Consider the following 21660-nt stretch of genomic DNA (forward strand, 5'->3'; position numbering starts at 1 on the left):
CGAGCAAGCCGACAGCCCGACCGGTCCGGTCCCCGCCCTGGACGATCTCGCCCCGCGGGTGCGCGAGGCCGTGGAGCGGGCGCGGATCGAGGTCGCCGAGCTGCACGCCGAGCTGCCCCGCTGGGGCCTGGTGGTGTGGACCGCCGGCAACGTCTCCGCCCGGGTGCGTCTCGCCGGCGGCGAGGACCTCATGGTCATCAAGCCCTCCGGGGTCAGCTACGACGAGCTGGCGCCCGAGCTCATGGTCGTCACCGACCTGTGGGGCCGCGCGCTGCACGACCCGGACGCGACCCGGGTGCTCAACCCCTCCTCCGACACCGCGGCGCACGCCTACGTCTACCGGCACATGCCCGAGGTCGGGGGAGTGGTGCACACCCACTCCACCTACGCCGTGGCCTGGGCGGCGCGCGGGGAGCCCGTGCCGTGCTCGCTGACGATGATGGCCGACGAGTTCGGCGGGGAGATCCCCGTGGGGCCCTTCGCCATCATCGGCGACGACTCCATCGGGCGCGGCATCGTCGAGACCCTGCGCGGCCACCGCTCCCCGGCGGTGCTCATGCAGAATCACGGCCCGTTCACCATCGGGAAGGACGCCCGTGCGGCGGTCAAGGCCGCCGTCATGTGCGAGGAGGTGGCGCGCACCGTGCACGTCGCCCGCCAGCTCGGCGAGCCGATCCCGGTGCCGGGCGACGCCGTCGACCGCCTCTACGAGCGCTACCAGGGCGTCTACGGCCAGAGCTGACCACCCACCCACCGCGAAGGAGCACCTTCATGACCACCGTCGTCGTCCTCGGATCCGGCATCATGGCCACCGCGCTGACGTACCCGCTGCGGCAGAACGGGCACGAGGTCCGCCTCGTGGGCACCCACCTCGACCGGGACATCATCGAGTCGATCCGCACCACCGGGCGCCATCCCAACCTCGACCTGCAGGTCGCCGGCGGGGTCACGGCCTACCAGCTCGAGGAGGCCGAGACCGCCTTCGAGGGTGCGGACGTGGTGATGTCCGGCGTCAACAGCTTCGGCGTCGAGTGGGTCGGCGAGCAGCTGGCCCGCCTGCTCCGTCCGGGCCAGACCGTCCTGTCCGTGACCAAGGGGATGCTCGCCGACGACGACGGCAACCTGACGATGATCCCCGACGCGCTCAAGGCCGCCGTCGGCGAGGAGCTGGCCGGGCAGGTCGACTGGGCGGCCATCGTCGGGCCCTCGATCGCCGGTGAGCTGGCCGTCGGGCACGACACCGCCGTCGTCTTCTGCGGGGACAAGGCCGACGTCGTCGAGCGCCTGGCCGAGATGTTCCGCACCGACTACTACCACGTGTGGACCACCACGGACTTCCTCGGCGCGGAGATCGGTGCGGCCACGAAGAACATCTACGCCTTCGCGGCCGGCTTCGGCGAGGGGCTCCAGCTCAAGGAGGGCGACGAGGCGAACGAGCGCTACCGCCGCCTCAACCTCACCGCCGCGATCTTCGCCCAGGGCGCCCAGGAGATGCACCGCTTCTACGAGATCCTCGGCGGCGACCCGAGCATGGTGTGGGGCCTGCCCGGCGTCGGCGACATGCACGTGACCTCCGCCGGCGGGCGCAACGTCAAGGCCGGCACGTACGTCGGCTCCGGCGTGCCCTTCTCCGAGGTGCGCGACTCGCTGATGAAGGACGTCACGCTCGAGGGCGTCAACGCCATCCGCGTCGTCGGCGCCGCGATCGAGCGGCAGATCGAGCGCGGTGTGCTCGCCGACCACGAGTTCCCGCTGCTGCGCCACCTGCACGGCATCATCGCCCGCGACGAGCCGATCGACCTGCCGTGGGACACCTTCTTCGGGGGCCGTCGATGAGCGCGGACCCGCTCGTCGTCGCGATCGACTCCTCGACCTCGGCGACCAAGGCCGTCGTCGTCGACGCCCGGGGCCGCACCGTCGGTGAGGGCCGGGCGGACATCGACCTGCTCCAGCCGAGGATGAACCACTACGAGCACGACGCCCGCCAGTGGTGGTTCTCCACGGACACCGCCGTGGGGCGGGCCATCGGCTCGCTGACCGCCGAGCAGCGCTCGCGGGTCGCCGCGCTGGCCATCACCCACCAGCGCGAGAGCTTCGTCGCCGTCGACGCCTCGGGCACGCCGATCCGCAACGCCGTGCTCTGGCTGGACTCGCGGGCGGCCAAGCAGATCCGCGAGCACGGCTCGGACGAGATCCATCGCCTGTCCGGCAAGCCCGGGGACACCACCCCCGCCCTGTACAAGATGATCTGGCTCAAGGAGAACGAGCCCGAGGTCTTCGCCCGGGCGGCGAAGGTCGTCGACGTGCACGCCTACCTCGTGCACGAGATGACGGGACGATGGGTGTCCTCGCACGCCTCGGCGGACACGCTCGCCCTGTTCGACATCGAGGCCCTGGACTACTCCGAGAGCCTGCTCCACCTGGCCGGGGTCACGCGCGAGCAGATGGCGGACCTCGCCGCGCCCGGCGAGGTGATCGGCGAGCTCGACCTCGAGGTCGCCCAGCACTGGGGGCTCAAGCACACGATCCCGGTGATCTCCGGCCTCGGCGACGGCCAGGGCTCGGGCCTGGGCACCGCGGCGATCGAGCCCGACGTCGCCTACATCAACATCGGCACCTCGATCGTGGCCGGCGTGCACTCGGCGGAGTACACCTACGGGCGCGAGTACCGCACCCTCGCCGCCGGCCTGCCGGGGCAGTACGTGCTCGAGATCGTGCAGAACTCCGGGTCGGTGCTCGCCAACTGGTTCCGCTCCGAGCTGGGCCGGCCCGAGCTCGACGGGCGGCCGGACCCCGAGCTCGAGGCCGCGGCGTCCCGCGTGCCGATCGGCGCCGAGGGGCTGCTCACGCTGCCGTACTGGAACGCCGTGCAGTCGCCATGGTGGAACCCGGTGGCCGGCGGCGCGATGGTCGGCTTCGCCGGCGGCCACACCCGCGCGCACATGTACCGCTCGATCCTCGAGGGGACTGCCTACGAGCTGCGCCAGAACCTGGCCGGCATGCAGAGGGGCACGGGGGAGCGGCTGCGCGAGCTGCGCGCCACCGGTGGCGGTTCGCGCTCGGACCTGTGGACGCAGATCCTCGCCGACGCCACCGGGCTGCCGATCGTGGCCGCCGGCATCGACGAGGTCTCCGCCCAGGGCGCGGCCGTGCTCGCGATGGCGCACACCGGCGTCCACGGGGACATCGCGGCGACCGCGCAGGCGATGGCCTCGACCGGCCACGTCACCGAGCCCGACGCCGCCCGCACCGAGGAGTACGCGAGGTGGGCGGAGGTCCAGGCCTCGGTGTACCCGCAGCTCGAGCCCGTCTACGAGCAGCTGTGGGCGCTCAAGGGCGAGTAGCGGGGGAAGCGGTGGTGCGACCCGCAGAGGTGGTGCGAACAGCCCTGCGTTCACACGAACACTGATGGAACTCACACTGCTGATGTGAGATGCTGTGCCCGGGCGCCGAGGACGGCGCCCGGGCATCACCCAGGAAGCAGATCGGCACCCCGGCGACGGCGCGCGGCCCGAGAGCGGGTCACCGTCGTCACCACCGAGACCGCCGTACGACGTATGGAGACCGCATGACCACCATCACCGTCCTCGGGGCCGGCGCCATGGGTTCGGCCCTCGCCACGCCCTACCGCGCCCAGGGGCACGACGTGCGGCTGTGGGGCACCTGGCTCGACGACCACCTCCTCGACGCCGTCGAGGCGGCGAGGCCGCACCCGCGCACCGGCGTCGCGCTGGCGGAGGGCACCGAGCTGTTCCGGTCCGACCGGCTGGAGGCCGCCCTCGACGGCGCGGAGTACGTCGTGCTGTCGGTCGCCTCCGTCGGGGTGGAGAAGGTCGCCGAGATGGCGATGCCGGGCATCGCCCGGGCCCGCGCCCTGCTGCTCACCTCCAAGGGTTTCGCCCCCGACGCCGACGGGCGCATCCAGCTGCTGCCCGACGCCGTGCGCCGCGTGGCCGCCGCCGCCGGCACGCCGCTGCCCCCGATCGTCGCCGTCGGGGGGCCGTGCAAGGCCAACGAGGTCGCCGCGGACCAGTGGACCGCCACCCTCTACGCGGGCAGGGACGAGGGGATCGTGGCCGAGGTGCGCGAGGCGCTGAGCTCGACCGCCTACCGCATCGAGGGCTCCACCGACGAGGTCGGGCTGGAGATCAGCGCCCCGATGAAGAACGTCTACGCCATCGCCCTCGGCATCGCCGACGGCCTCCACGAGCGCCACGACCGGCCCTTCCACAACCTCAAGTCCGCCACCTTCGCCCAGGCCGTGCGCGAGATCGCGCTGCTCGGCGAGGCCCTCGGCGGGCGGGCGGAGACCGTGTACGGCCTCGCCGGCGTCGGGGACCTCGAGGTGACCGGGCTGTCCGGCCGCAACAAGGTCTACGGCTCGCGGATCGGCAGCGGCGAGGGCGCCAAGGAGGCGCTGGCCGAGATGGAGGCCGCCGAGCAGACCGTCGAGGGCGTGCCCGCCGCGGGACTGGCGGTGCGGCTGGTCGAGCAGGTCGGTGCCGGCCTTCCGGAGCGGATGCCGCTGCTGGCCGCCGTCGCGCAGATCATCGACGGCGCCGAGGACCCCGCCGGCCGCGTGGCCGCCGCCGTCCTTCCCTGACCGGAGCCGTCATGCCCCGACCGGCGTCGTCGCTTCCTGACCGGCACCGCCCTGACCGGAACTGCCCTGACCGGCGCCGTCCTGACGGGCGTCCCGCCGGGCCGACCACCACCGACATGACCCACCGTCCCACCGAGCCGGGCCCGACCGGCAGAGCGAGGAGCCGAGCCATGACGATCACCACCACGACCACCCACGGCCGGGTGCCGCGATGAGGGCCGTCGTCCTGAGGGGCAAGGGCGACGTCGTCCTCACCGACGTGCCCACGCCCAGCCCCGGTCCCGGCGAGGTCCTGCTGCGCGTGGCGGCCAACACCGTCTGCGGCACCGACGTGCGCCTCGTGCGCGGCGAGAAGGACGCCCGCTCCGGCGTGGTCCTCGGGCACGAGGCGGCCGGCTGGGTCGCCGAGCTGGGCGAGGGGGTCGAGGGCCTCGCCGTCGGGGACCTCGTGGCCGTCCTGCCCACCATCTCCTGCGGCTCGTGCTACTTCTGCCAGCGCGACCTCGAGCACCACTGCGAGCAGGCGCGCCTGTTCGGCTACGAGGTGGACGGCGGGCTCGCCGAGCACCAGCTCGTGCCCGCGCACGCCGTCGCGCGCGGCAACCTCGTCAAGGCGCCCGAGGGCGTGGACCCCGCCCACCTCGCGCTCGCCGAGCCGCTGGCCTGCGTGCTCAACGGCGTGCGGGAGTACCAGGTCGAGCTGGGGGACACCGTTCTCGTCATGGGCGCGGGCCCCATCGGGCTGCTGCACACGCAGGTGGCGCGGCTGCGCGGGGCGCGCCACGTCGTCGTGACCAACCGGTCGGCCGAGCGGCGCCAGGTCGCCCTGGAGATGGGGGCCACGCACGCCCTGGACCCGGCGGTCGACGACGTCGACGCCGTGCTGCGGAGCCTCACCGACGGGCGCGGCGCCGACGTCGCGGTCATCTCCATCGGTGTGGCCGAGCTGTTCTCCCAGGCCTGCCGGTTCGTGCGCGTCGGCGGCCGGGTGAGCGCGTTCGCCGGCTTCCCCAAGGGTGGCACCGCCGTCATGGACCCCAACGACATCCACTACGGCCAGCTCACCGTCACCGGCGGGTCGAACTGCCGACGGTCCGACTACGCCGAGGCCGTGGACCTGCTGGCCTCCGGCGCGATCGACGCCGACCGCCTCGTCACGCACCGGTTCGGGCTCGACCAGGCGCTCGACGCCATCGAGCTGACCGCCCAGCGCGGCGGGCTCAAGGTCGCCGTCACCGCCGCGGCGCCGGAGGGCCAGGGCTGATCCGCACCACCATCCGCTCCACCCGAATCACCGCTCCACCCCCTGCACCACCCGCACCACCCGCTGCACCTCATCCGAAGAGGACACCGAAGGAGATGTCATGACCAAGCTCGTCAACGACCCGTCCGACTTCCCGGCCGAGCTCGTCTCGGGGTTCGCCCGCGCGTTCCCCCACCACGTCCGTGAGGTCTACGGCGGCGTCGTGCGCGCCACCCGCACCGAGAAGGGCAAGGTCGCCGTCATCACGGGCGGCGGCACCGGCCACTACCCGGCGTTCATGGGCTGGGTCGGCCCCGGCTTCGCCGACGGCGGCGTCACCGGCAACATCTTCGCCTCGCCGTCGGCCGCCCAGGCGGTCTCGGTGGCCAAGGCCGCCGAGCGCGGTGGCGGCGTCATCATCGGGTTCGGCAACTACGCCGGCGACGTCCTGCACTTCGGCGACGCCGTCGAGCGGCTGCGCGCCGACGGCATCGACGCCCGCGCCCTCGTGGTCACCGACGACATCGCCTCCGCCGGCGTCGACGAGATCGAGAAGCGCCGCGGCATCTCCGGCGACCTGCCCGTCTTCAAGATCGCCGCCGCCGCGGCCGAGGAGGGCATGGACATCGACGACGTCGAGCGTGTCTTCCGGCACGCGAACGACCGCACCCGCACCCTCGGCGTCGCCTTCTCCGGCTGCACCCTGCCCGGCTCCGCCGAGCCGCTGTTCACCGTGCCCGAGGGCCGCCTCGGCATCGGCCTCGGCGTGCACGGCGAGCCCGGCATCGACGAGACCGACCTCGGCACCGCCGACGAGACCGCGACCACGCTCGTCGAGGCCGTACTCAAGGAGCGCCCCGAGGGCGCCGACGGCCGCGTCGTCGTGCTCTTCAACGGCCTCGGCACCGCGAAGTACGAGGAGATGTTCGTCGCCTACCGCACGATCGAGGACCAGCTCGAGGCCGCCGGCCTGACCGTCGTCGACCGCCTCGTCGGCGAGCTCGTCACCTCGCTGGACATGGGCGGCGTCTCGCTCACGCTCGTGTGGGTCGACGACGAGCTCGAGCGCCTGTGGAAGGCCCCATGCGACACCCCGACGGTGAAGATGGGCCAGATCGGCGCCGAGGAGCTTAGCGCCGACGAGATCGAGCAGGTCTCGCAGGCCGAGGACGTCATCCCCGAGGCCGACGACGAGGCCCGCGCCGCGGCCGGCACGCTCGTCGAGGTGCTCGGCGCGGTGTCCGAGGCGCTGGCGGGCAAGAAGGACGAGCTCGGTGAGCTCGACAGCTTCGCCGGCGACGGCGACCACGGCACCGGCATGGCGCGCGGCTCCAGCGAGGCGCTGCGCGTGGCGAAGGAGGCCGTCGAGCGCGGCGCCGGACTGCGCACCGCACTGGGGCGCGCCGGGGAGACCTGGTCCGACCGGGCCGGCGGCACCTCGGGCGCGCTGTGGGGCGCGCTGCTCAACGCGGCGGCCGGCGAGCTGTCCGACTCCGGCACGCCCAGCACCGCCGACCTCGTCCGGGCGGCGCGGGCCGCCGTCGACGCCGTCGTGCGCGTGGGCGGGGCCCAGGCCGGCGACAAGACGATGCTCGACGCGCTGCTGCCCGCCGTCGAGGCGCTCGGTGACGGCGACTGGGCGGGCGCCGCCACGGCCGCCGAGCAGGGTGCCGAGGCCACCGGCCCGATGCGGCCGAAGCTGGGGCGCGCGCGCCCGCTGGCCGAGAAGTCGGTCGGTCACCCCGACCCCGGCGCGGTCTCCGCAGCGCTGGTCATCCGCACCGTCGCCAGCTTCGCCTGACATACCCGCGCGGGGCGGCCGGTCGTCGTATCGACGGCCGGCCGCCCCGCGCGGCTCTATCCGGCACCTGCCGCCAACCGCCCGCCTCCTGCGCCGCCCGCTCCTGCGCCGTTCCCTCCACCTTTCAACCCCTTGAGCGACCTGTCAGGCCGCAGTGTCGGTTGATCGGTGCCCTTCCCCGTTGAGAGGTCGAGTCCGGTGCGGGCCGTGCGCACGGCTCCCTGCGCCGCCCCCTCCGGGGCCATCCGCCGCCCGCCGCCCGCCGCCTGCGCCGCCCGCTCCTGCGCCGTCCCCCTCCTGGGCAGCCGGCCTCCTGGGCCGCCCCCCTCCACCTTTCAACCCCTTGTGTGACCTGTCAGCCCGCAGTGTCGGTTGATCGGTGCCTTCCCCGTTGAAACCTGAGTTTGGTCACCTCGTCGCGCTCCGGGATCGCGTAAGTCGCTGACCTGCACCGATGCGTGCGTGAGAGACCGATCTGAGGCACTAATTGGTGCTCTACCGTGGGGCCTGTGGCATGGATTCGGCGGGTAAGGACGGCGTCGGGGGCGACGGCCGTGCAGATCGCGGAGTCCGTCAATGGCCGGCGGCGGATCGTCGCCCATGTCGGGTCGGCGCATACCGAGGCCGAGCTCGGGCTGCTCGTTGAGCGGGCGCGGGAGCTGTTGGAGGACCCCGGTCAGGGCGAGTTCGACCTCGGCCTGGACCCCGCGGCCCCCAGGGTGGCGATGATCGGCCCGCCGGGAGCAGCGGCGCTCTTCGACGAGCCGGGCTCGGCGACAGGTGAACGTGGACCGGTCGCCCCGCCGCGGGTGGTGGGGACCTCCTCGCGGGTGCTGTATGACGCGCTGAGCGCGGTGTTCACGGATCTAGGCTTCGACGCCCTGGGTGATGCGGTGTTCCGGGATCTGGTGATCGCTCGGATCGTGGAGCCGACCTCGATCCTGGACACCGGCCGTGTGCTGAGCGACCTGGGCGTGAGGCCGGCGAGTGAGAAGACGATGCGCCGCACCCTGGCCCGGGCGGCCGCCGGCGAGGGCCCGGGCGCCTACCGGGACAAGGTCGCCGAGCTGTGCTTCACCCACGCCGCGACCAGTGGTGACGTCTCGCTGTGCTTGTACGACGTGACCACGTTGTACTTCGAGGCCGAGAAGGAGGACGACCTGCGCAAGGTCGGCTACTCCAAGGAACGCCGCGTCGACCCCCAGATCGTCGTCGGCCTGCTCGTCGACCGCCACGGGTTCCCACTCGAGATCGGCTGCTATGAGGGCAACCAGGCCGAGACATCCACGATCATCCCAATCATCAAGCAGTTCCAGGACCGCCACGACATAGAGGACATGGTCGTTGTGGCCGACGCCGGCATGCTCTCGGCGGGCAACCTGGCCGCATTGGAGGAGGCGAACCTGCGCTTCATCGTCGGCTCCAGGGTGACCAAGGCGCCGCTGGACCTGGCCTCGCACTTTCGCTGGCACGGGGACGCGTTCAGCGACGGGCAGGTCATCGACACCATCACTCCCCGCACCGGCCGGCGCAGTGAGAACGACGAAGCGGTGCGTGCCGAGCCGGTCTGGGACCCCGAGCAGCATCCCGGGTCGTGGCGGGCGGTCTGGGCCTACTCGGCCAAGCGGGCGGCGCGCGATGGCAAGACGCTGACGCTGCAGGAGAACCGCGCCCGGGCCGTCATCGCCGGTGAGAAAGCCGCCCGGACCCCCAGATTCGTCAAGACCACCGGCGACACACGCAGCCTGGACGAAGCCGCCCTGGCCCGCGCACGGCGCCTGGTCGGCCTCAAGGGCTACGTCACCAACATCCCCGCCCAGCTGATGGCGGCCGGGGAGGTCATCGGGTCCTACCACGAGCTCTGGCACGTCGAGCAGTCGTTCCGGATGTCCAAGACCGACCTGGCCGCCAGGCCCATGTTCGTCCGGACCCGCGACGCCATCGAGGCCCACCTGACCATCGTGTTCACCGCCCTGGCCCTCTCGCGCGAGGTCCAGCGACGCTCCGGCCTCGCGATCCGCAACGTCATCCGCCAACTCAGGCCCCTGCGCTCAGCGACCATCACCGCCAACGGCGCCACCCAGACCATCCCGCCCCAGATCGACCCCGACCGACGAGCGATCATCGACGCCCTGACGACCGGAAAATCTCAGGCACTAAGCGAATGACCGAACTCAGGTTGAAAGGTCGCGGGTGGTACGAGCGGTCGACACTCGCGGACCACCCCGCTCCTTCGCCGCCGGTGGCCCGCCACCTTTTCCCACAGGCCTCGGCGGGCGCGGCTGTCCACAGACCATCGGCGCAGACCCGGGCGGCTCGGGCACGCTCGTCCGGGTGAGAGATCTGAGCTCCCGCCGGACGGTGACGGTCCCGACGCTCCTGCCCGCCCGGCGTGGCGTCCCGCTCGTCCCGCTGTCCGACGCCGCCGAGGGCGCGCCGGCGTCGAGCCTGCTACGGGTGCGGCGCGGCGTCGTCGCGGCGATCCCGGGCGACCTCGACGAGTTCGAGCGCCAGCGGCAGGAGCACCTCGCCCGGTGCGTCGCCATCAGTCGGGCGCGCAGCTCGCGACACGCCGTCTCGCGACTGTCCGCCGCGTTGTTCCACGGCGTGGCGACCTGGACCGTCCCTGGCCGTCCGTCGATCACCGGTCCCGGCGCGGGTACCCAGGGGCGCGTCCTCGACCACGACCGGCACGTGCTGGCACTGCCCGAGTCGGACGTCCAGCTCGTCGACGGCGTCCCGGTGACCTCGCCGCGGCGCACCATGCTCGACGTCGCGCGCTTCGTGGACCGGCACGAGGCCCTGGTCGCGCTCGACGGGCTGCTTGCCATGGCCGCTCGGGTCGACGTACGGCGTGTGCGCCGGGACCTGCGCGAGCTGGCGCGGGCGGAGCGGGAGACCGAGCGGGTGCGTGCCCAGCTGATGCAGGCTGTCGACCGGCTGCCGGAGCGGTCGCCGGGTCGGGGCCGCGCGAGGTCGATCCTCGACCGGGCGGTCCCGTGGGCGGAGTCCCCCTGGGAGAGCCATACCCGGTGGGTCGTGCTCGTGTGGGGCCGCCGCGATGTCGTCGCCCAGTGCCGGGTCGTCACGAGCATCGGCGTCTTCCACACGGATCTCGCGATCCCCGACGGTGAGCGCAGGGACGGCTCCGTGCGCTACGTCCACGTCGAGTTCGACGGCGGTGAGAAGTACGCGCACCTGCCCACGAGGGAGCGGAACAGGATCTACGCCCGGGAACGGGAGAGGCAGCGGGCGATCGAGGCGTTGGGCGACACCGTCGTGCGGGTCGACGCCCGCGAGGCCGCGCGCCCCGAGCTGCTCGTGGCGAAGATCGAGGCGGCGCTCACCGTCACGCGTGGCCGGCTGCTCCGCCCGGTGCGCGACCTGGCGTGAGGCTAGGACCCGGCGTACCGGGGTGTGCCGTGCCAGCGCTCGCTGACCTTTCAACGAGTTGAGCGACCAGTCAATCGACAGCGTCGGTTGATCGGTGGCATTGCCCGTTGACAGGTCGGGGGTGGGGGTGGGGGAGCCCGCGGGAGTGGGGCGGTATGGGCCGGCCACAGGGCACGTGCGGTGCCCGTGAGCGCCGACCGTTGCTCATGTGAGCGTTCATGTACGCCGAACTTCCCGCATGAGCACGGCGCGCTCTAGCCTGATCGCGGTCCGCCGCTCGACGAGGCGCCCGGCCGGTCGAGGCGGCACATGCCCGACGGCGAAGGGCCTCCCGCCGAGCGGCACCCCGCAGCCACGCCGTGCGCCGTCGTGCGCCGGTGGGCCCGGTGCGGCGGACCACGCGCGTCGTACGGGCTGCCGTGACGCGGGGACCACGGACGACGACGTCGAGGGAGGACACGATGATCGGGATCGATCTGACGGGGCAGGTCGCGCTGGTGACCGGTGCGTCGCGCGGTCTGGGGCGGAGCATCGCCCAGGTGCTTGCCGAGGCCGGTTGTGCCGGCGTCGTCGTCAACTACCGCGGTAGCCGCGAGCGTGCCGAGGACCTCGTTCGTGACCTCGAGGAGAACGGCACCCGGGCGATCGCCGTGCAGGCCGACGTCGGCGAGGAGGAGGACGTACGACGCCTGGTGGCCTCCGCGGTCGAACGGTTCGGCCGGATCGACATCCTCGTCAACAACGCCGGCAGCTGCCCCATCGGCACCTTCGAGGACACCCCGGTCGACGACCTTGACTCGGCCTACCGCAGCATCGTGCGCTCGACGTTCCTCTGCACCCGCGAGGTGGCCCCGGTCATGCGTGCCCAGGGCGGCGGGCGGATCGTCAACGTCTCCTCCACCTCGGGCGTGACCGGCGGGACGATGGGCCCCGCCTACGGCCCGGCCAAGGCGGCGGTGATCGCGATGACGAAGTACTCAGCCAAGACACTGACCGCGGACGGGATCAGGGTCAACTGCATCGCGCCGGGCTACATCGACACCGAGATGTACTACGAGGCCAACCCCGATCTCGAGGTCCGGGCCCGGCGCATCTCCGACATCCCGCTCGGTCGCGTGGCCCGCCCCGAGGAGGTGGCCAACGCCGTGCTGTACCTGGTCTCGGACCTGTCGAGCTACGTCGTCGGGGACACGATCCTCGTCTCGGGCGGCCGCACCACCTGACCCATCCACCTCTCCCGGGCGGGCTCGGACGCTCCCTGCCCGCCCGGGCGACGGCACCACTCATTCACTACAAGGAGGTATGTCGAATGGCTCGATATGTGTGCGGGATCGACGCCGGGACCACCGGCTGCACGGTGATGATCGTCGATCTCACCGGGAACGTCGTCGGTACCGGCTATCGGGAGTATCCCTGCATCTACCCCCAGGCGGGCTGGGTGGAGCAGGACATGGAGGCCGTGTGGGCGGCGATCGCCGCGGCGAGCACCGAGGTGATCGGCCGGACGGGCATCGACCCGGCCGAGATCGCCTCGGTGGGCTTCTCCAGCCAGCGCGGCACGTTCGTGTGCATCGACGAGGACTGGCGCTGCCTGCACGACTCCATCGTCTGGAACGACAACCGCGGGTCCCACGAGGAGATCGAGACGCTGCGGGCGCGCATCACGCCCGAGGAGTACCACGCGCTCACGGGCACCGCGCTGTACGCGAACTGGTCGCTCCCGAAGATCATGTGGGTGAAGAACAACTGGCCCCAGGTGTGGGAGAAGACCTGGAAGGTCGTCAACGGGCAGGAGTGGTTCCTGCACCGGCTCGGCTCCGAGGAACTGTTTTCCGACCCCTCGTCGCTCACGCTGAGCGGGATGCTGGACATCGACGGGCTGCGCTGGTCGGAGAAGATCTGCGAGATCGCCGAGATCCCCCTCGAGGTCCTGCCGCCCCTCAAGGAGCCGATGCGGCAGGTCGGCGTGGTCTCCGCCGAGGCGGCGGCGGCCACGGGGCTCGCGCAGGGCACGCCCATCTGCGTCGGCGGCGGGGACCAGCAGTGCGCCGCGGTCGGCTCGGGCGTGGTGCGCGAGGGGTTGGCCGAGATCACCGTCGGGACCGCGTCGGTGATGGTCGCCCACGCCGAGTCGCGCAAGTCCGACCCGCGCGGCCAGGTCCTGCACGGTGGGCATGCCGTCCCGGGACGTTGGGAGCTCGAGGGGGAGGCCGACTGCTCCGGAGCGATCCTGCGCTGGTTCCGTGACACCTTCGGCCAGGTCGAGCGCGAGAGCGCCGAGCGGCTCGGACTCAGCGCCTACGACCTCATCTGCGCGCAGGCGGCCGAGGCGCCGGCGGGCAGCAAGGGGGCGTTGTTCTTCCCCTTCTTCGTCGGGCAGGTGACGCCGCGCTACGAGCACAACGCGCGCGGCGGGCACTTCGGACTCTCCTTCATGCACGACCGGTCGATGGTCGCCCGCTCGATGCTCGAGGGCAGCGCCTTCGAGATGCGGATGATCGTCGAGGCGATGGAGGACGTCATCGGCACGCCCTTCGAGGCGATCCGACTGTCCGGCGGCGGGGCGAAGAGCATGCTGTGGAACCAGATCCAGGCCGACGTCTACGACCGGCCGATCGAGCTGCTCCAGGTGCCCGAGTGCACGACGCTCGGCGCCGCGATCCTGGGGGCCACGGCCACCGGGGTGTTCGACTCGATCGAGGAGGCGGTCGAGGCGATGGTTCACCCCGTGGGCATCCTGCGGCCGAACCCGAAGAACCGCGAGATCTACGACGACCTCTACGCGGTGTTCGTTTCGACCTTCGAGGCGCTGAGCTCCTCGGGCGCCTACGACCGGATCACGGCGGTGCAGCGCAAGTACTGGGGAGGGTGAGGGCGCCGGGCGTGCGGTGCCGGCGGTGACTGGGCTGGGCGCTCGGGCCTTGGTGCTTGGTGTCGCATGCTGGGTGCCGGCGGTGCCCGCTCGCACATCTGGTGCCTCACCCCCGCGGATCCTTGCCCCCCTCGCACCTCGGACCCCTGACCTTTCAACGGGTTGAGCAACCAGTCAATCGACAGTGTCGGTTGACCGGTGCCACTACCGGTTGACAGGTCGGGGGTGAGGGTGGGGGAGCGAGTGGGGGTGGGCCGGTAGTGGCCGGGGCACGCGGACGCCCGATGCGGAGCGTCGGTCAGTCGGCGCGCACGGCCCAGACGGTGGTGTCCGGCGGGACGACGGCGACGTCCGCGCTCCCAGTAGCGCCTGAGTCACCGGCGTCGTCGCCGCTGACGGGGCCCTCGGACCCCGGCGGCTGCGAGGACAGCAGCACGCGCCAGCCGGCGGGGAGCTCGACGGCGTCGCCGCCGGTCACCGTGACCACCAGGACCTCGGTCGCGCCGGTGCCGGCGGACTCGCCCTCAGCGCCGTCGCCGCCACCACCACCGCTCAGCAGCGCCAGCACGTGCTCGGGGTCGCCGAGACCCTCGACCTCGCGCAGCCGCGCCCGTCCCAGGCCCAGCTCCCGGCGCAGGCGTAACGCCTCCCGGTACAGCTCGAGCGTCGAGCCCGCCACGCCGCGCTGGGCGTCGACCGCCAGCTCGCCGTACACCTCGGGCTGCGGCAGCCACGCACGACCGGTCGGGGAGAAGCCGAACGCCGGCTTCGCCCCCTCCCACGGCATCGGCACCCGGCAGCCGTCGCGGCCGGCCTCCTTGCCCTCGGTGCGGAAGAACGCGGGGTCCTGGCGCACGTCGTCGGGCAGGGCGGTGTGCTCCGGCAGCCCGAGCTCCTCGCCCTGGTAGAGGTAGGCCGAGCCCGGCAGCGCGAGCATGAGCTGCGTGACGGCGCGCGCCCGCCGCAGCCCGAGCGCGGCGTCGGGCTGGGCGTCGTCGGCCCGGATGCCGTTGGGGCCCTTGCCGGTGTCGGCCAGGCCCAGGCGGGTGGCGTGCCGCACGACGTCGTGGTTGGACTGCACCCAGGTCGTCGGCGCCCCGACCAGATCCGCCGAGGCCAGCGACTCCGCGATCGAGGCCCGGTAGCTGTCCGCCCCGTACTCGGTGACGAGGAACTGGAAGTTGAAGGCCTGGTGCATCTCGTCGCGCCGCACGTAGCGCGCCAGCCGCTCGGCGGAGTCGACCCACGCCTCGGCCACGAGGATCCGGGCGGGGGAGTAGGTGTCGAGGACGCCCCGCCACGCGCGGTAGATCTCGTGCACGCCGTCGCGGTCCCACATCGGCGCGGGCGGGACCTGGTCCGGGTCGACGGCGGAGCCGCTGACCATGTCCCAGTGCCACTGCCAGTCCGGCAGCTCGGGGGCCTTGACGAGCCCGTGCGCGACGTCGACGCGGAACCCGTCCACGCCGCGGTCGAGCCAGAACCGCAGGATCGACTTGAACTCCGCCCTGACCTCGGGGTTGTCCCAGTCGAGGTCCGGCTGGCTCGAGTCGAACAGGTGGAGGTACCACTGCCCGTCCTCGGACCAGCTCGAGCCCGGCGCGTCCGCGCGGTCGCGCACGCGGGTCCAGGCGATCGACCCGAAGACCGAGGTCCAGTCGTTCGGCGGCAGCTCGCCGCCGTCGCCGCGCCCCTCCCGGAAGAGGTAGCGGGACCGCTCCGAGGAACCGGGGCCGGCCTCGAGGGCCGCCCGGAACCAGTCGTGCTGGTCGGAGGTGTGGTTGGGGACGAGGTCGACGACGACGCGTAGCCCGAGCTCGTGCGCCCGGGCGATGAGCGCCTCGGCGTCGGCCAGGGTGCCGAACCGCGGGTCGACGTCGCGGTAGTCGGCGACGTCGTAGCCCGCGTCCTTCTGCGGGGAGCGGTAGAAGGGGGAGAGCCACAGGGCGTCGACGCCGAGGTCGGCGAGGTGGTCGAGGCGGGCGGTGATGCCGGGCAGGTCGCCCATGCCGTCGCCGTCGGCGTCGGCGAAGGAGCGGGGGTAGACCTGGTACACGACGGCGTCGCGCCACCAGTCCTGGGCCGCCTCGACGCCGTCGTGCAGGACGCGGGTGGGACGCAGCTCGATCATGTGTCTCCTTCGGTGGTCGCGGGGGCGGCGCCGGTGGAGCGGCGCACCACCAGCTCGGGGACGAAGGTCAGCTCGGTGGGCCGCGGCTCCGCCCCACGGATGATCGCCACGAGCGTGGAGACGGCGGCCTGGCACATCGCCGCCACGGGCTGGCGCACGGTGGTCAGCGGCGGGTCGCTGAAGGCCATGAGGGGGGAGTCGTCGTAGCCGACCACCGAGACGTCCTCGGGCACGCGCAGGCCGGCCGCGCGGACGGCACGCACGACGCCGAGCGCCATCATGTCCGAGGCGGTGACGATCGCCGTGCAGCCGGCAGCCACCAGCTCGGCGCCCGCCGCCCGCCCGCCCTCGACGGTGAACAGCGTGGGCACCACCATGGGGGAGCGGTCGTCGAGATAGGCGCGCACGGCCTGCTCGAAGGCCTCGACCTTGCGGGCCACCGGCACGAACCTCGTCGGCCCCACGGCCAGCCCGATACGGCGGTGCCCCTGCGCGGCGAGGTGGCGCACGGCCAGGTCCATCGCGTCGCCGTCGTCGGCGGCGAAGGCCGGGGCCGCGATCTGCGGGTTCGTGCCGTTGACCAGCACGAAGGGCAGCCGGCGCTCGACGAGGCGCTGGTAGCGCGAGGGGTCGGCGGACGTGTCGGCGTGCAGGCCCGAGACGAAGATGATCCCGTCGACGTCGTGCTCGATGAGCATCTCGACGTAGTCGTCCTCGGTGGTGCCGCCGGGGGACTGCGTGCACAGCAGCGGGGTGAACTCCGAGCTCGAGAGGAGGGTCTCGATCTGCTGGGCGAAGGCCGGAAAGATCGGGTTCGACAGCTCGGGGACGATGAGGCCCACGAGCCCGGCGGCGCGCTGGCGCAGCGTGGAGGGTCGTTCGTAGCCGAGCACGTCGAGCGCGGCGAGCACCTCGCGGCGGGTGACCTCGGCGACGCCGGTGCGGCCGTTGAGCACGCGGGAGACGGTCGCGGTGGAGACGCCGGCCTGCTCGGCGACGTCGGTCAGCCGGGTGCGCGGGCTCATGACGCGCCTCCTGGCGTGCGGGGGTCGCACGGGCGCGGCTGCGTGCACGGACGCTGCCTGGTGGGGCCGGGGAAGGACATCTGTGCTCCTCGTCGAGCTTCCGCCGCACGCGGAGGTGGTGGTGCCCGGGGCGGGCACCCTGCTGTGGCCTGAAAGTTACTGCAAGCGCTTGCAGATTGCCAACCGCGCACGTACTGTCGGCCGCAGCCAGTGGCGTGCGCAGTGATGCGAACGCCCGGTCGACACCCCTGTCCCCTTCACACACCTGGAGACCGAGATGCGACGGAGCATCACCACCCTGGCGGCCGCAGCGGCCGTGGCACTGACCCTGGCCGCGTGCGGCGGGGGATCCGACGACGACGCGGACACCGAGGAGGAGACCACCGAGGAGGCGGAGGACACCGACGCCGAGACCGGTTCCGAGGACGAGGAGTCCGGTTCGGAGTCCGGCTCGGAGTCCTCCTCAGAGGAGGGCGGGGAGGACGAGGTCGCCGAGGCCGGCGCCGTCACCCCCAACGAGGAGGGCACCCTCGTGGTGTGGGTCGACGAGACCCGCCAGGCCGCCGTCGAGGAGGCCGCCGTGGCCTTCGAGGAGGAGACCGGCGTCGAGGTGCAGACCGTGCTGCGCAACTTCGAGGACATCCGCACCGACTTCGTCACCCAGGTCCCCACCGGTGAGGGCCCGGACATCACCGTCGGCGCCCACGACTGGCTCGGCGAGCTGACCGTCAACGGCGTCGTCGCCCCGCTCGAGCTGGCCAACACCGACGAGTTCGAGCAGGTCGCCATCGACGCGGTCACCTACGACGGCCAGGTCTACGGCCTGCCCTTCGCCATCGAGAACATCGCCCTCATCCGCAACACCGAGCTCGCCCCCGAGGCCCCGGCCACCTGGGACGACGCCCTGGCCGCCGGCGAGGAGGCGGGCACCGAGTTCCCGATCCTCATCCAGTCCGACGGCGAGAACGGCGACCCGTACACCTTCTACCCGCTGCAGACCTCCTTCGGTGCGCCGGTCTTCGTCACCGACGACTCCGGCGAGTACACCGAGGAGCTGGGCCTGGGCGGAGAGGGTGGGGCGGCCTTCGCCCAGTGGCTGGCCGAGCAGGGCGAGAACGGCACCGGCGCCCTGGACACCAACATCACCTACGACATCGCGGTGGAGGCCTTCGCCAACGGCGAGTCGCCGTTCATCATCGGTGGCCCCTGGATGCTCGCTTCCTTCGAGGACATCGATGTCGCCATCGACCCGATCCCGGCGCCCGGCCCCGAGGCGGCGGTGCCCTTCGCCGGCGTGCAGGCCTTCTTCGTCAACGCGCAGTCGCCGGACGCGCTCATCGCCAACGACTTCCTCGTCAACTTCATGTCCACCGAGGAGGCGCAGACCTCGCTGTTCGAGACCGGCGACCGCGTCCCGGCGCTGACCGTGGCGGCCGACGCGGCCGCGGAGGACGCGATCGTGGCCGGCTTCCGCGAGGTCGGCGCCGAGGCCGCGCCGATGCCCGCGCTGCCCGCCATGGGTCAGGTCTGGCAGTTCTGGGGCGTGACCGAGGGCGGCATCATCTCCGGCGCCGAGGACGACCCGGCCGGTGCCTGGGAAGCCATGGTCGCCGACATCCAGGGCGCCATCGACGCCGGCTGACGCCCAGCCACCCGCCCGGGGCGGCCGGCTGCCGAGGTGGTCGCCCCGGTCGAGCGGGGCCACGACGTCGACGTCGGGCACCGCTCCCGCACGACCCGCACGAACCCGACGCCGGGCGCCGCACCTCCACGACCCGGCGACCCCGATATCGGGCGCCGCACCCGCACGACCCCGACGTCGGGCACCGCACCCGCACGACCCGGCGACCCCGGCTCCGTGCCCCCTCCTGACCGGCCCGCCTCCTCGCTCCCGGCGCCGGACGACGACGTGCCACGTTCCGCGAAAGGACGTCCATGACCACGACCGACATGCCGCCGGTGACGCAGCCGCCGGCATCCAGAGGCGGCGGCACGCACCCCGCCCGCGGGGGTGACGTCAACGGCTGGTTCTTCGTCAAGCTCGTCCTCGTCGCGCTGGTCGACGCCCTCGGCGTGACGATCCTCTTCCAGGCCTGGAACAACGACTCGTGGTGGCTGTTCGGCGGGACCCTCGTCATCCTCGCCGCCGTCAACTGGGTCTACTTCTCGCGGCGCACGGTGCCGATGAAGTACCTGCTGCCGGGCCTCATCTTCCTGGCCGTGTACCAGATCTTCACCATCGTCTACACGGGCTACGTCTCCTTCACCAACTACGGCGACGGCCACAACCTCACCAAGCCCGAGGCGGTCGAGCAGCTGCTCGCCCAGAACGAGCGCACGCTGCCCGACGCCACGCGCTACCCCGTGGTCGTCGTCGAGCGCGAGGGCGTGGACGGCGCCGAGCTCGGCCTGGCGATCCTCGACGAGGCGGACGGCACCGTCCGGGTCGGCTACGCCGACGAGCCGCTCGTCGACGCGCCGGACGCGGTGGTCGAGGACGGCCGGATCACCTCCCTGCCGGACGTGACCGTGCTCCAGCAGGCCGACATCTACCAGCGTCCCCAGGAGGTCGCGGAGCTGCGGGTGCCCTTCTCCGAGGATCCCAACGACGGCTCCCTGCGCACCACCGACGGCCGCTCGGCAGCCCAGGCCACCTCCCGGCTCGTCTACGACGAGGACGCGGACGTGATGACGAACGTCGAGACCGGCGTCGAGTACCGGCCGAACGATCGCGGCAGCTTCGTCTCCGAGGACGGCGAGGCGCTCAACGTCGGTTGGCGGGTGTTCGTCGGGCCCGAGAACTACGTCGACGCCTTCGCCGACTCGCGCTACTCCGGCCCGCTGCTGCAGGTGCTGCTGTGGACGATGGCGTTCGCGTTCCTCTCGGTGGTGACGACCTTCCTGCTGGGCCTGTTCCTCGCCGTCGTCTTCAACGACCGCCGGCTCAAGGGGCAGAAGGTCTACCGGACCCTCCTCATCCTCCCGTACGCCTTCCCGGGCTTCCTCGCCGCCCTGCTGTGGGCGGGCCTGCTCAACGAGCGCTTCGGGTTCATCAACAACGTGCTGTTCTTCGGCGCGGAGATCCCCTGGCTGACCGACCCATGGTTGGCCAAGCTCTCGGTCCTGCTGGTCAACCTCTGGCTCGGCTTCCCCTACATGTTCCTCATCTGCACCTCGGCGTTGCAGTCGATCCCCGGCGACGTCAAGGAGGCCGCCCGCATCGACGGCGCCGGCGTCCTCCAGCAGTTCCGCTCGATCACGATGCCGCTGGTGCTGGTCGCCACCGCCCCGTTGCTCATCGCGTCCTTCGCCTTCAACTTCAACAACTTCAACCTCATCTACATGCTCACCGGCGGCGGACCGCGGATGGACTCGGCCAGCGTCCCGGTCGGGCACACCGACATCCTCATCTCGATGGTCTACAACATCGCCGGCATCGACGGGAGCTCGCAGAAGGACTACGGGCTGGCCTCGGCGCTGTCGATCCTCATCTTCATCATCGTCGCCGCGGTCTCCGTCATCGGCTTCCGTCAGGCGCGCAAGCTGGAGGAGTACAACTGATGTCCGCCACCGACTCCACCGGCTCCGACGTCGCCACCGACCGGAAGGGGCAGGAGCTCCCGCCCCAGCCGAGGATGCCGTTCGGCCGCTGGTTCGCCGAGCTGGGCATCCGCCACGTCATCGGGATCGTGTTCGTCATCTACGCCGCGTTCCCCATCGTCTACGTCGTCTCGGCGTCGCTGGCCGGGCAGGGGGCCACGCTCACCGGGTCGAACTCGCTGTTCACGTCGTTCGACGTCGGCAGCTACTCCCAGCTCAGCGACACCACCCTGTACTGGACCTGGTTCCGCAACACCATGTTCATCGGGCTCTCGACGGCGATCGGCACCGTGGTCATGGCCGCGGCCGCCGCGTACGCCTTCTCCCGGTTCCGGTTCAAGGGGCACGCGTTCGGGCTCAACACGCTCCTCGTGCTGCAGATGTTCCCCCAGCTGCTCGCCTTCGTCGCGATCTTCCTGCTGCTGCTCTCGATCGGGGAGGTTGTGCCCGCGCTCGGGCTCAACTCCCGGCTCGGACTCATCTGCGTCTACCTCGGCGGCGCGCTGGGGACGAACACCTTCCTCATGTACGGGTTCTTCAACACCGTGCCCAAGGAGCTCGACGAGGCCGCGAAGATCGACGGCGCCAGCCACGCCCGCATCTACTGGACGATCATCCTGCGCATGGTCGCGCCGGTGCTCGCGGTGGTCGGGCTGCTCTCCTTCGTCTCGACCTTCTCCGACTTCGTCATCGCCCGCGTGGTGCTGCAGTCCGAGCAGAACTGGACCCTGGCCCTGGGGCTGTACCAGATGGTGTCCTCGCTGACGAACCAGAACTGGGGCATGTTCGCCGCCGGCGCCGTCATCGCCGCGGTCCCCGTCCTGCTGCTCTTCCTCTTCCTCCAGCGCTACATCGTGGGCGGGCTGACAGCGGGGTCCGTCAAGGGCTGATCCGGCTGCGTCCGCCGAGGTGGACCGGTCTCGCCCGGGACGGACCTCTGCGCAGTCCATCTCGACCGAGCGTGGTCCACCTCGGCGCAGGGGGAGCGCTCT

General features: G+C 72.0%; 17 protein-coding genes. 15 read left to right on the forward strand and 2 right to left on the reverse strand.

Going from position 1 to position 21660, the window contains the following annotated elements; translation table 11 throughout:
* The first annotated feature begins 37 nt into the window (after positions 1 to 37).
* The 11 genes from AC3D3D_RS14810 to AC3D3D_RS14860 all read left to right on the forward strand — a co-directional run bounded on the left by AC3D3D_RS14810 (position 38) and on the right by AC3D3D_RS14860 (position 13912).
* On the forward strand, positions 38 to 742 hold the full coding sequence (locus AC3D3D_RS14810; RefSeq protein ID WP_463662507.1) for an L-ribulose-5-phosphate 4-epimerase: 705 nt from the start codon (positions 38 to 40) through the stop codon (positions 740 to 742).
* Between the two features lie 29 nt (positions 743 to 771).
* On the forward strand, positions 772 to 1836 hold the full coding sequence (locus tag AC3D3D_RS14815; RefSeq protein ID WP_463662425.1) for an NAD(P)H-dependent glycerol-3-phosphate dehydrogenase: 1065 nt from the start codon (positions 772 to 774) through the stop codon (positions 1834 to 1836).
* Positions 1833 to 3344, forward strand: a complete 1512-nt coding sequence (locus AC3D3D_RS14820; protein ID WP_463662424.1) for a xylulokinase — start codon at positions 1833 to 1835, stop codon at positions 3342 to 3344. Before AC3D3D_RS14815 ends, AC3D3D_RS14820 begins: the two co-directional genes overlap by 4 nt.
* Before the next feature lie 224 nt (positions 3345 to 3568).
* A complete protein-coding gene (locus AC3D3D_RS14825; RefSeq protein ID WP_463662423.1) occupies positions 3569 to 4603 on the forward strand; it encodes an NAD(P)H-dependent glycerol-3-phosphate dehydrogenase in 1035 nt (344 codons plus the stop codon).
* 51 nt (positions 4604 to 4654) lie between these two features.
* Positions 4655 to 4723: a hypothetical protein gene (locus AC3D3D_RS14830; protein ID WP_488512656.1), complete on the forward strand. Its 69-nt coding sequence runs from the start codon at positions 4655 to 4657 to the stop codon at positions 4721 to 4723.
* 91 nt (positions 4724 to 4814) lie between these two features.
* Positions 4815 to 5867 carry a zinc-dependent dehydrogenase gene (locus tag AC3D3D_RS14835; protein WP_463662422.1) on the forward strand — a complete coding sequence of 351 codons (1053 nt, stop codon included), beginning with the start codon at positions 4815 to 4817 and terminating at the stop codon, positions 5865 to 5867.
* A gap of 100 nt (positions 5868 to 5967) precedes the next feature.
* The gene (locus AC3D3D_RS14840) at positions 5968 to 7647 is read left to right on the forward strand and encodes a dihydroxyacetone kinase family protein (RefSeq protein ID WP_463662421.1); all 1680 of its coding nucleotides are present in this window, start codon (positions 5968 to 5970) and stop codon (positions 7645 to 7647) included.
* Positions 7648 to 8156: 509 nt separating this feature from the next.
* Positions 8157 to 9815, forward strand: coding sequence for an IS1634 family transposase (locus tag AC3D3D_RS14845; RefSeq protein WP_463662420.1), 1659 nt, complete (start codon positions 8157 to 8159; stop codon positions 9813 to 9815).
* 166 nt (positions 9816 to 9981) lie between these two features.
* Positions 9982 to 11040 (forward strand): type IV toxin-antitoxin system AbiEi family antitoxin, encoded by a 1059-nt coding sequence (locus tag AC3D3D_RS14850; RefSeq protein ID WP_463662419.1) that lies wholly within the window; start codon positions 9982 to 9984, stop codon positions 11038 to 11040.
* Between the two features lie 461 nt (positions 11041 to 11501).
* Positions 11502 to 12263, forward strand: coding sequence for an SDR family NAD(P)-dependent oxidoreductase (locus tag AC3D3D_RS14855; RefSeq protein WP_463662418.1), 762 nt, complete (start codon positions 11502 to 11504; stop codon positions 12261 to 12263).
* 86 nt (positions 12264 to 12349) lie between these two features.
* Positions 12350 to 13912 carry an FGGY-family carbohydrate kinase gene (locus AC3D3D_RS14860; protein ID WP_463662417.1) on the forward strand — a complete coding sequence of 521 codons (1563 nt, stop codon included), beginning with the start codon at positions 12350 to 12352 and terminating at the stop codon, positions 13910 to 13912.
* 298 nt (positions 13913 to 14210) lie between these two features.
* Here AC3D3D_RS14860 and AC3D3D_RS14865 read toward each other — a convergent pair whose 3' ends face one another.
* Together AC3D3D_RS14865 and AC3D3D_RS14870 are read right to left on the reverse strand one after the other, a co-directional pair.
* Positions 14211 to 16043: a glycoside hydrolase family 13 protein gene (locus tag AC3D3D_RS14865; RefSeq protein ID WP_463662416.1), complete on the reverse strand. Its 1833-nt coding sequence runs from the start codon at positions 16041 to 16043 to the stop codon at positions 14211 to 14213.
* Positions 16040 to 17068: a LacI family DNA-binding transcriptional regulator gene (locus AC3D3D_RS14870; RefSeq protein WP_463662415.1), complete on the reverse strand. Its 1029-nt coding sequence runs from the start codon at positions 17066 to 17068 to the stop codon at positions 16040 to 16042. The genes AC3D3D_RS14865 and AC3D3D_RS14870 overlap by 4 nt, the downstream gene beginning before the upstream one ends.
* Positions 17069 to 17150: 82 nt before the next feature.
* Here AC3D3D_RS14870 and AC3D3D_RS14875 point away from each other — a divergent pair, with 82 nt between their 5' ends.
* The 4 genes from AC3D3D_RS14875 (at position 17151) to AC3D3D_RS14890 (ending at position 21558) form a co-directional block, all read left to right on the forward strand.
* The gene (locus AC3D3D_RS14875; protein WP_463662414.1) at positions 17151 to 17294 is read left to right on the forward strand and encodes a hypothetical protein; all 144 of its coding nucleotides are present in this window, start codon (positions 17151 to 17153) and stop codon (positions 17292 to 17294) included.
* A gap of 51 nt (positions 17295 to 17345) precedes the next feature.
* The gene (locus AC3D3D_RS14880) at positions 17346 to 18710 is read left to right on the forward strand and encodes a sugar ABC transporter substrate-binding protein (protein WP_463662413.1); all 1365 of its coding nucleotides are present in this window, start codon (positions 17346 to 17348) and stop codon (positions 18708 to 18710) included.
* Between the two features lie 293 nt (positions 18711 to 19003).
* Positions 19004 to 20629, forward strand: a complete 1626-nt coding sequence (locus tag AC3D3D_RS14885) for an ABC transporter permease subunit (RefSeq protein ID WP_463662412.1) — start codon at positions 19004 to 19006, stop codon at positions 20627 to 20629.
* Positions 20629 to 21558, forward strand: coding sequence for a sugar ABC transporter permease (locus AC3D3D_RS14890; protein ID WP_463662411.1), 930 nt, complete (start codon positions 20629 to 20631; stop codon positions 21556 to 21558). The genes AC3D3D_RS14885 and AC3D3D_RS14890 overlap by 1 nt, the downstream gene beginning before the upstream one ends.
* The last annotated feature ends 102 nt before the right edge of the window (positions 21559 to 21660 follow it).

It is taken from the genome of Georgenia sp. X1117 (assembly GCF_057784635.1).

Bases quoted from the DNA above. Each gene is read 5' to 3' on its own strand.
- AC3D3D_RS14820 (WP_463662424.1), top strand. From the start codon at position 1,833: ATGAGCGCGGACCCGCTCGTCGTCGCGATCGACTCCTCGACCTCGGCG.
- AC3D3D_RS14890 (WP_463662411.1), top strand. From the start codon at position 20,629: ATGTCCGCCACCGACTCCACCGGCTCCGACGTCGCCACCGACCGGAAG.
- AC3D3D_RS14835 (WP_463662422.1), top strand. From the start codon at position 4,815: ATGAGGGCCGTCGTCCTGAGGGGCAAGGGCGACGTCGTCCTCACCGAC.
- AC3D3D_RS14855 (WP_463662418.1), top strand. From the start codon at position 11,502: ATGATCGGGATCGATCTGACGGGGCAGGTCGCGCTGGTGACCGGTGCG.
- AC3D3D_RS14815 (WP_463662425.1), top strand. From the start codon at position 772: ATGACCACCGTCGTCGTCCTCGGATCCGGCATCATGGCCACCGCGCTG.
- AC3D3D_RS14860 (WP_463662417.1), top strand. From the start codon at position 12,350: ATGGCTCGATATGTGTGCGGGATCGACGCCGGGACCACCGGCTGCACG.
- AC3D3D_RS14825 (WP_463662423.1), top strand. From the start codon at position 3,569: ATGACCACCATCACCGTCCTCGGGGCCGGCGCCATGGGTTCGGCCCTC.
- AC3D3D_RS14840 (WP_463662421.1), top strand. From the start codon at position 5,968: ATGACCAAGCTCGTCAACGACCCGTCCGACTTCCCGGCCGAGCTCGTC.
- AC3D3D_RS14865 (WP_463662416.1), bottom strand. From the start codon at position 16,043: ATGATCGAGCTGCGTCCCACCCGCGTCCTGCACGACGGCGTCGAGGCG.
- AC3D3D_RS14870 (WP_463662415.1), bottom strand. From the start codon at position 17,068: ATGAGCCCGCGCACCCGGCTGACCGACGTCGCCGAGCAGGCCGGCGTC.
- AC3D3D_RS14885 (WP_463662412.1), top strand. From the start codon at position 19,004: ATGACCACGACCGACATGCCGCCGGTGACGCAGCCGCCGGCATCCAGA.
- AC3D3D_RS14880 (WP_463662413.1), top strand. From the start codon at position 17,346: ATGCGACGGAGCATCACCACCCTGGCGGCCGCAGCGGCCGTGGCACTG.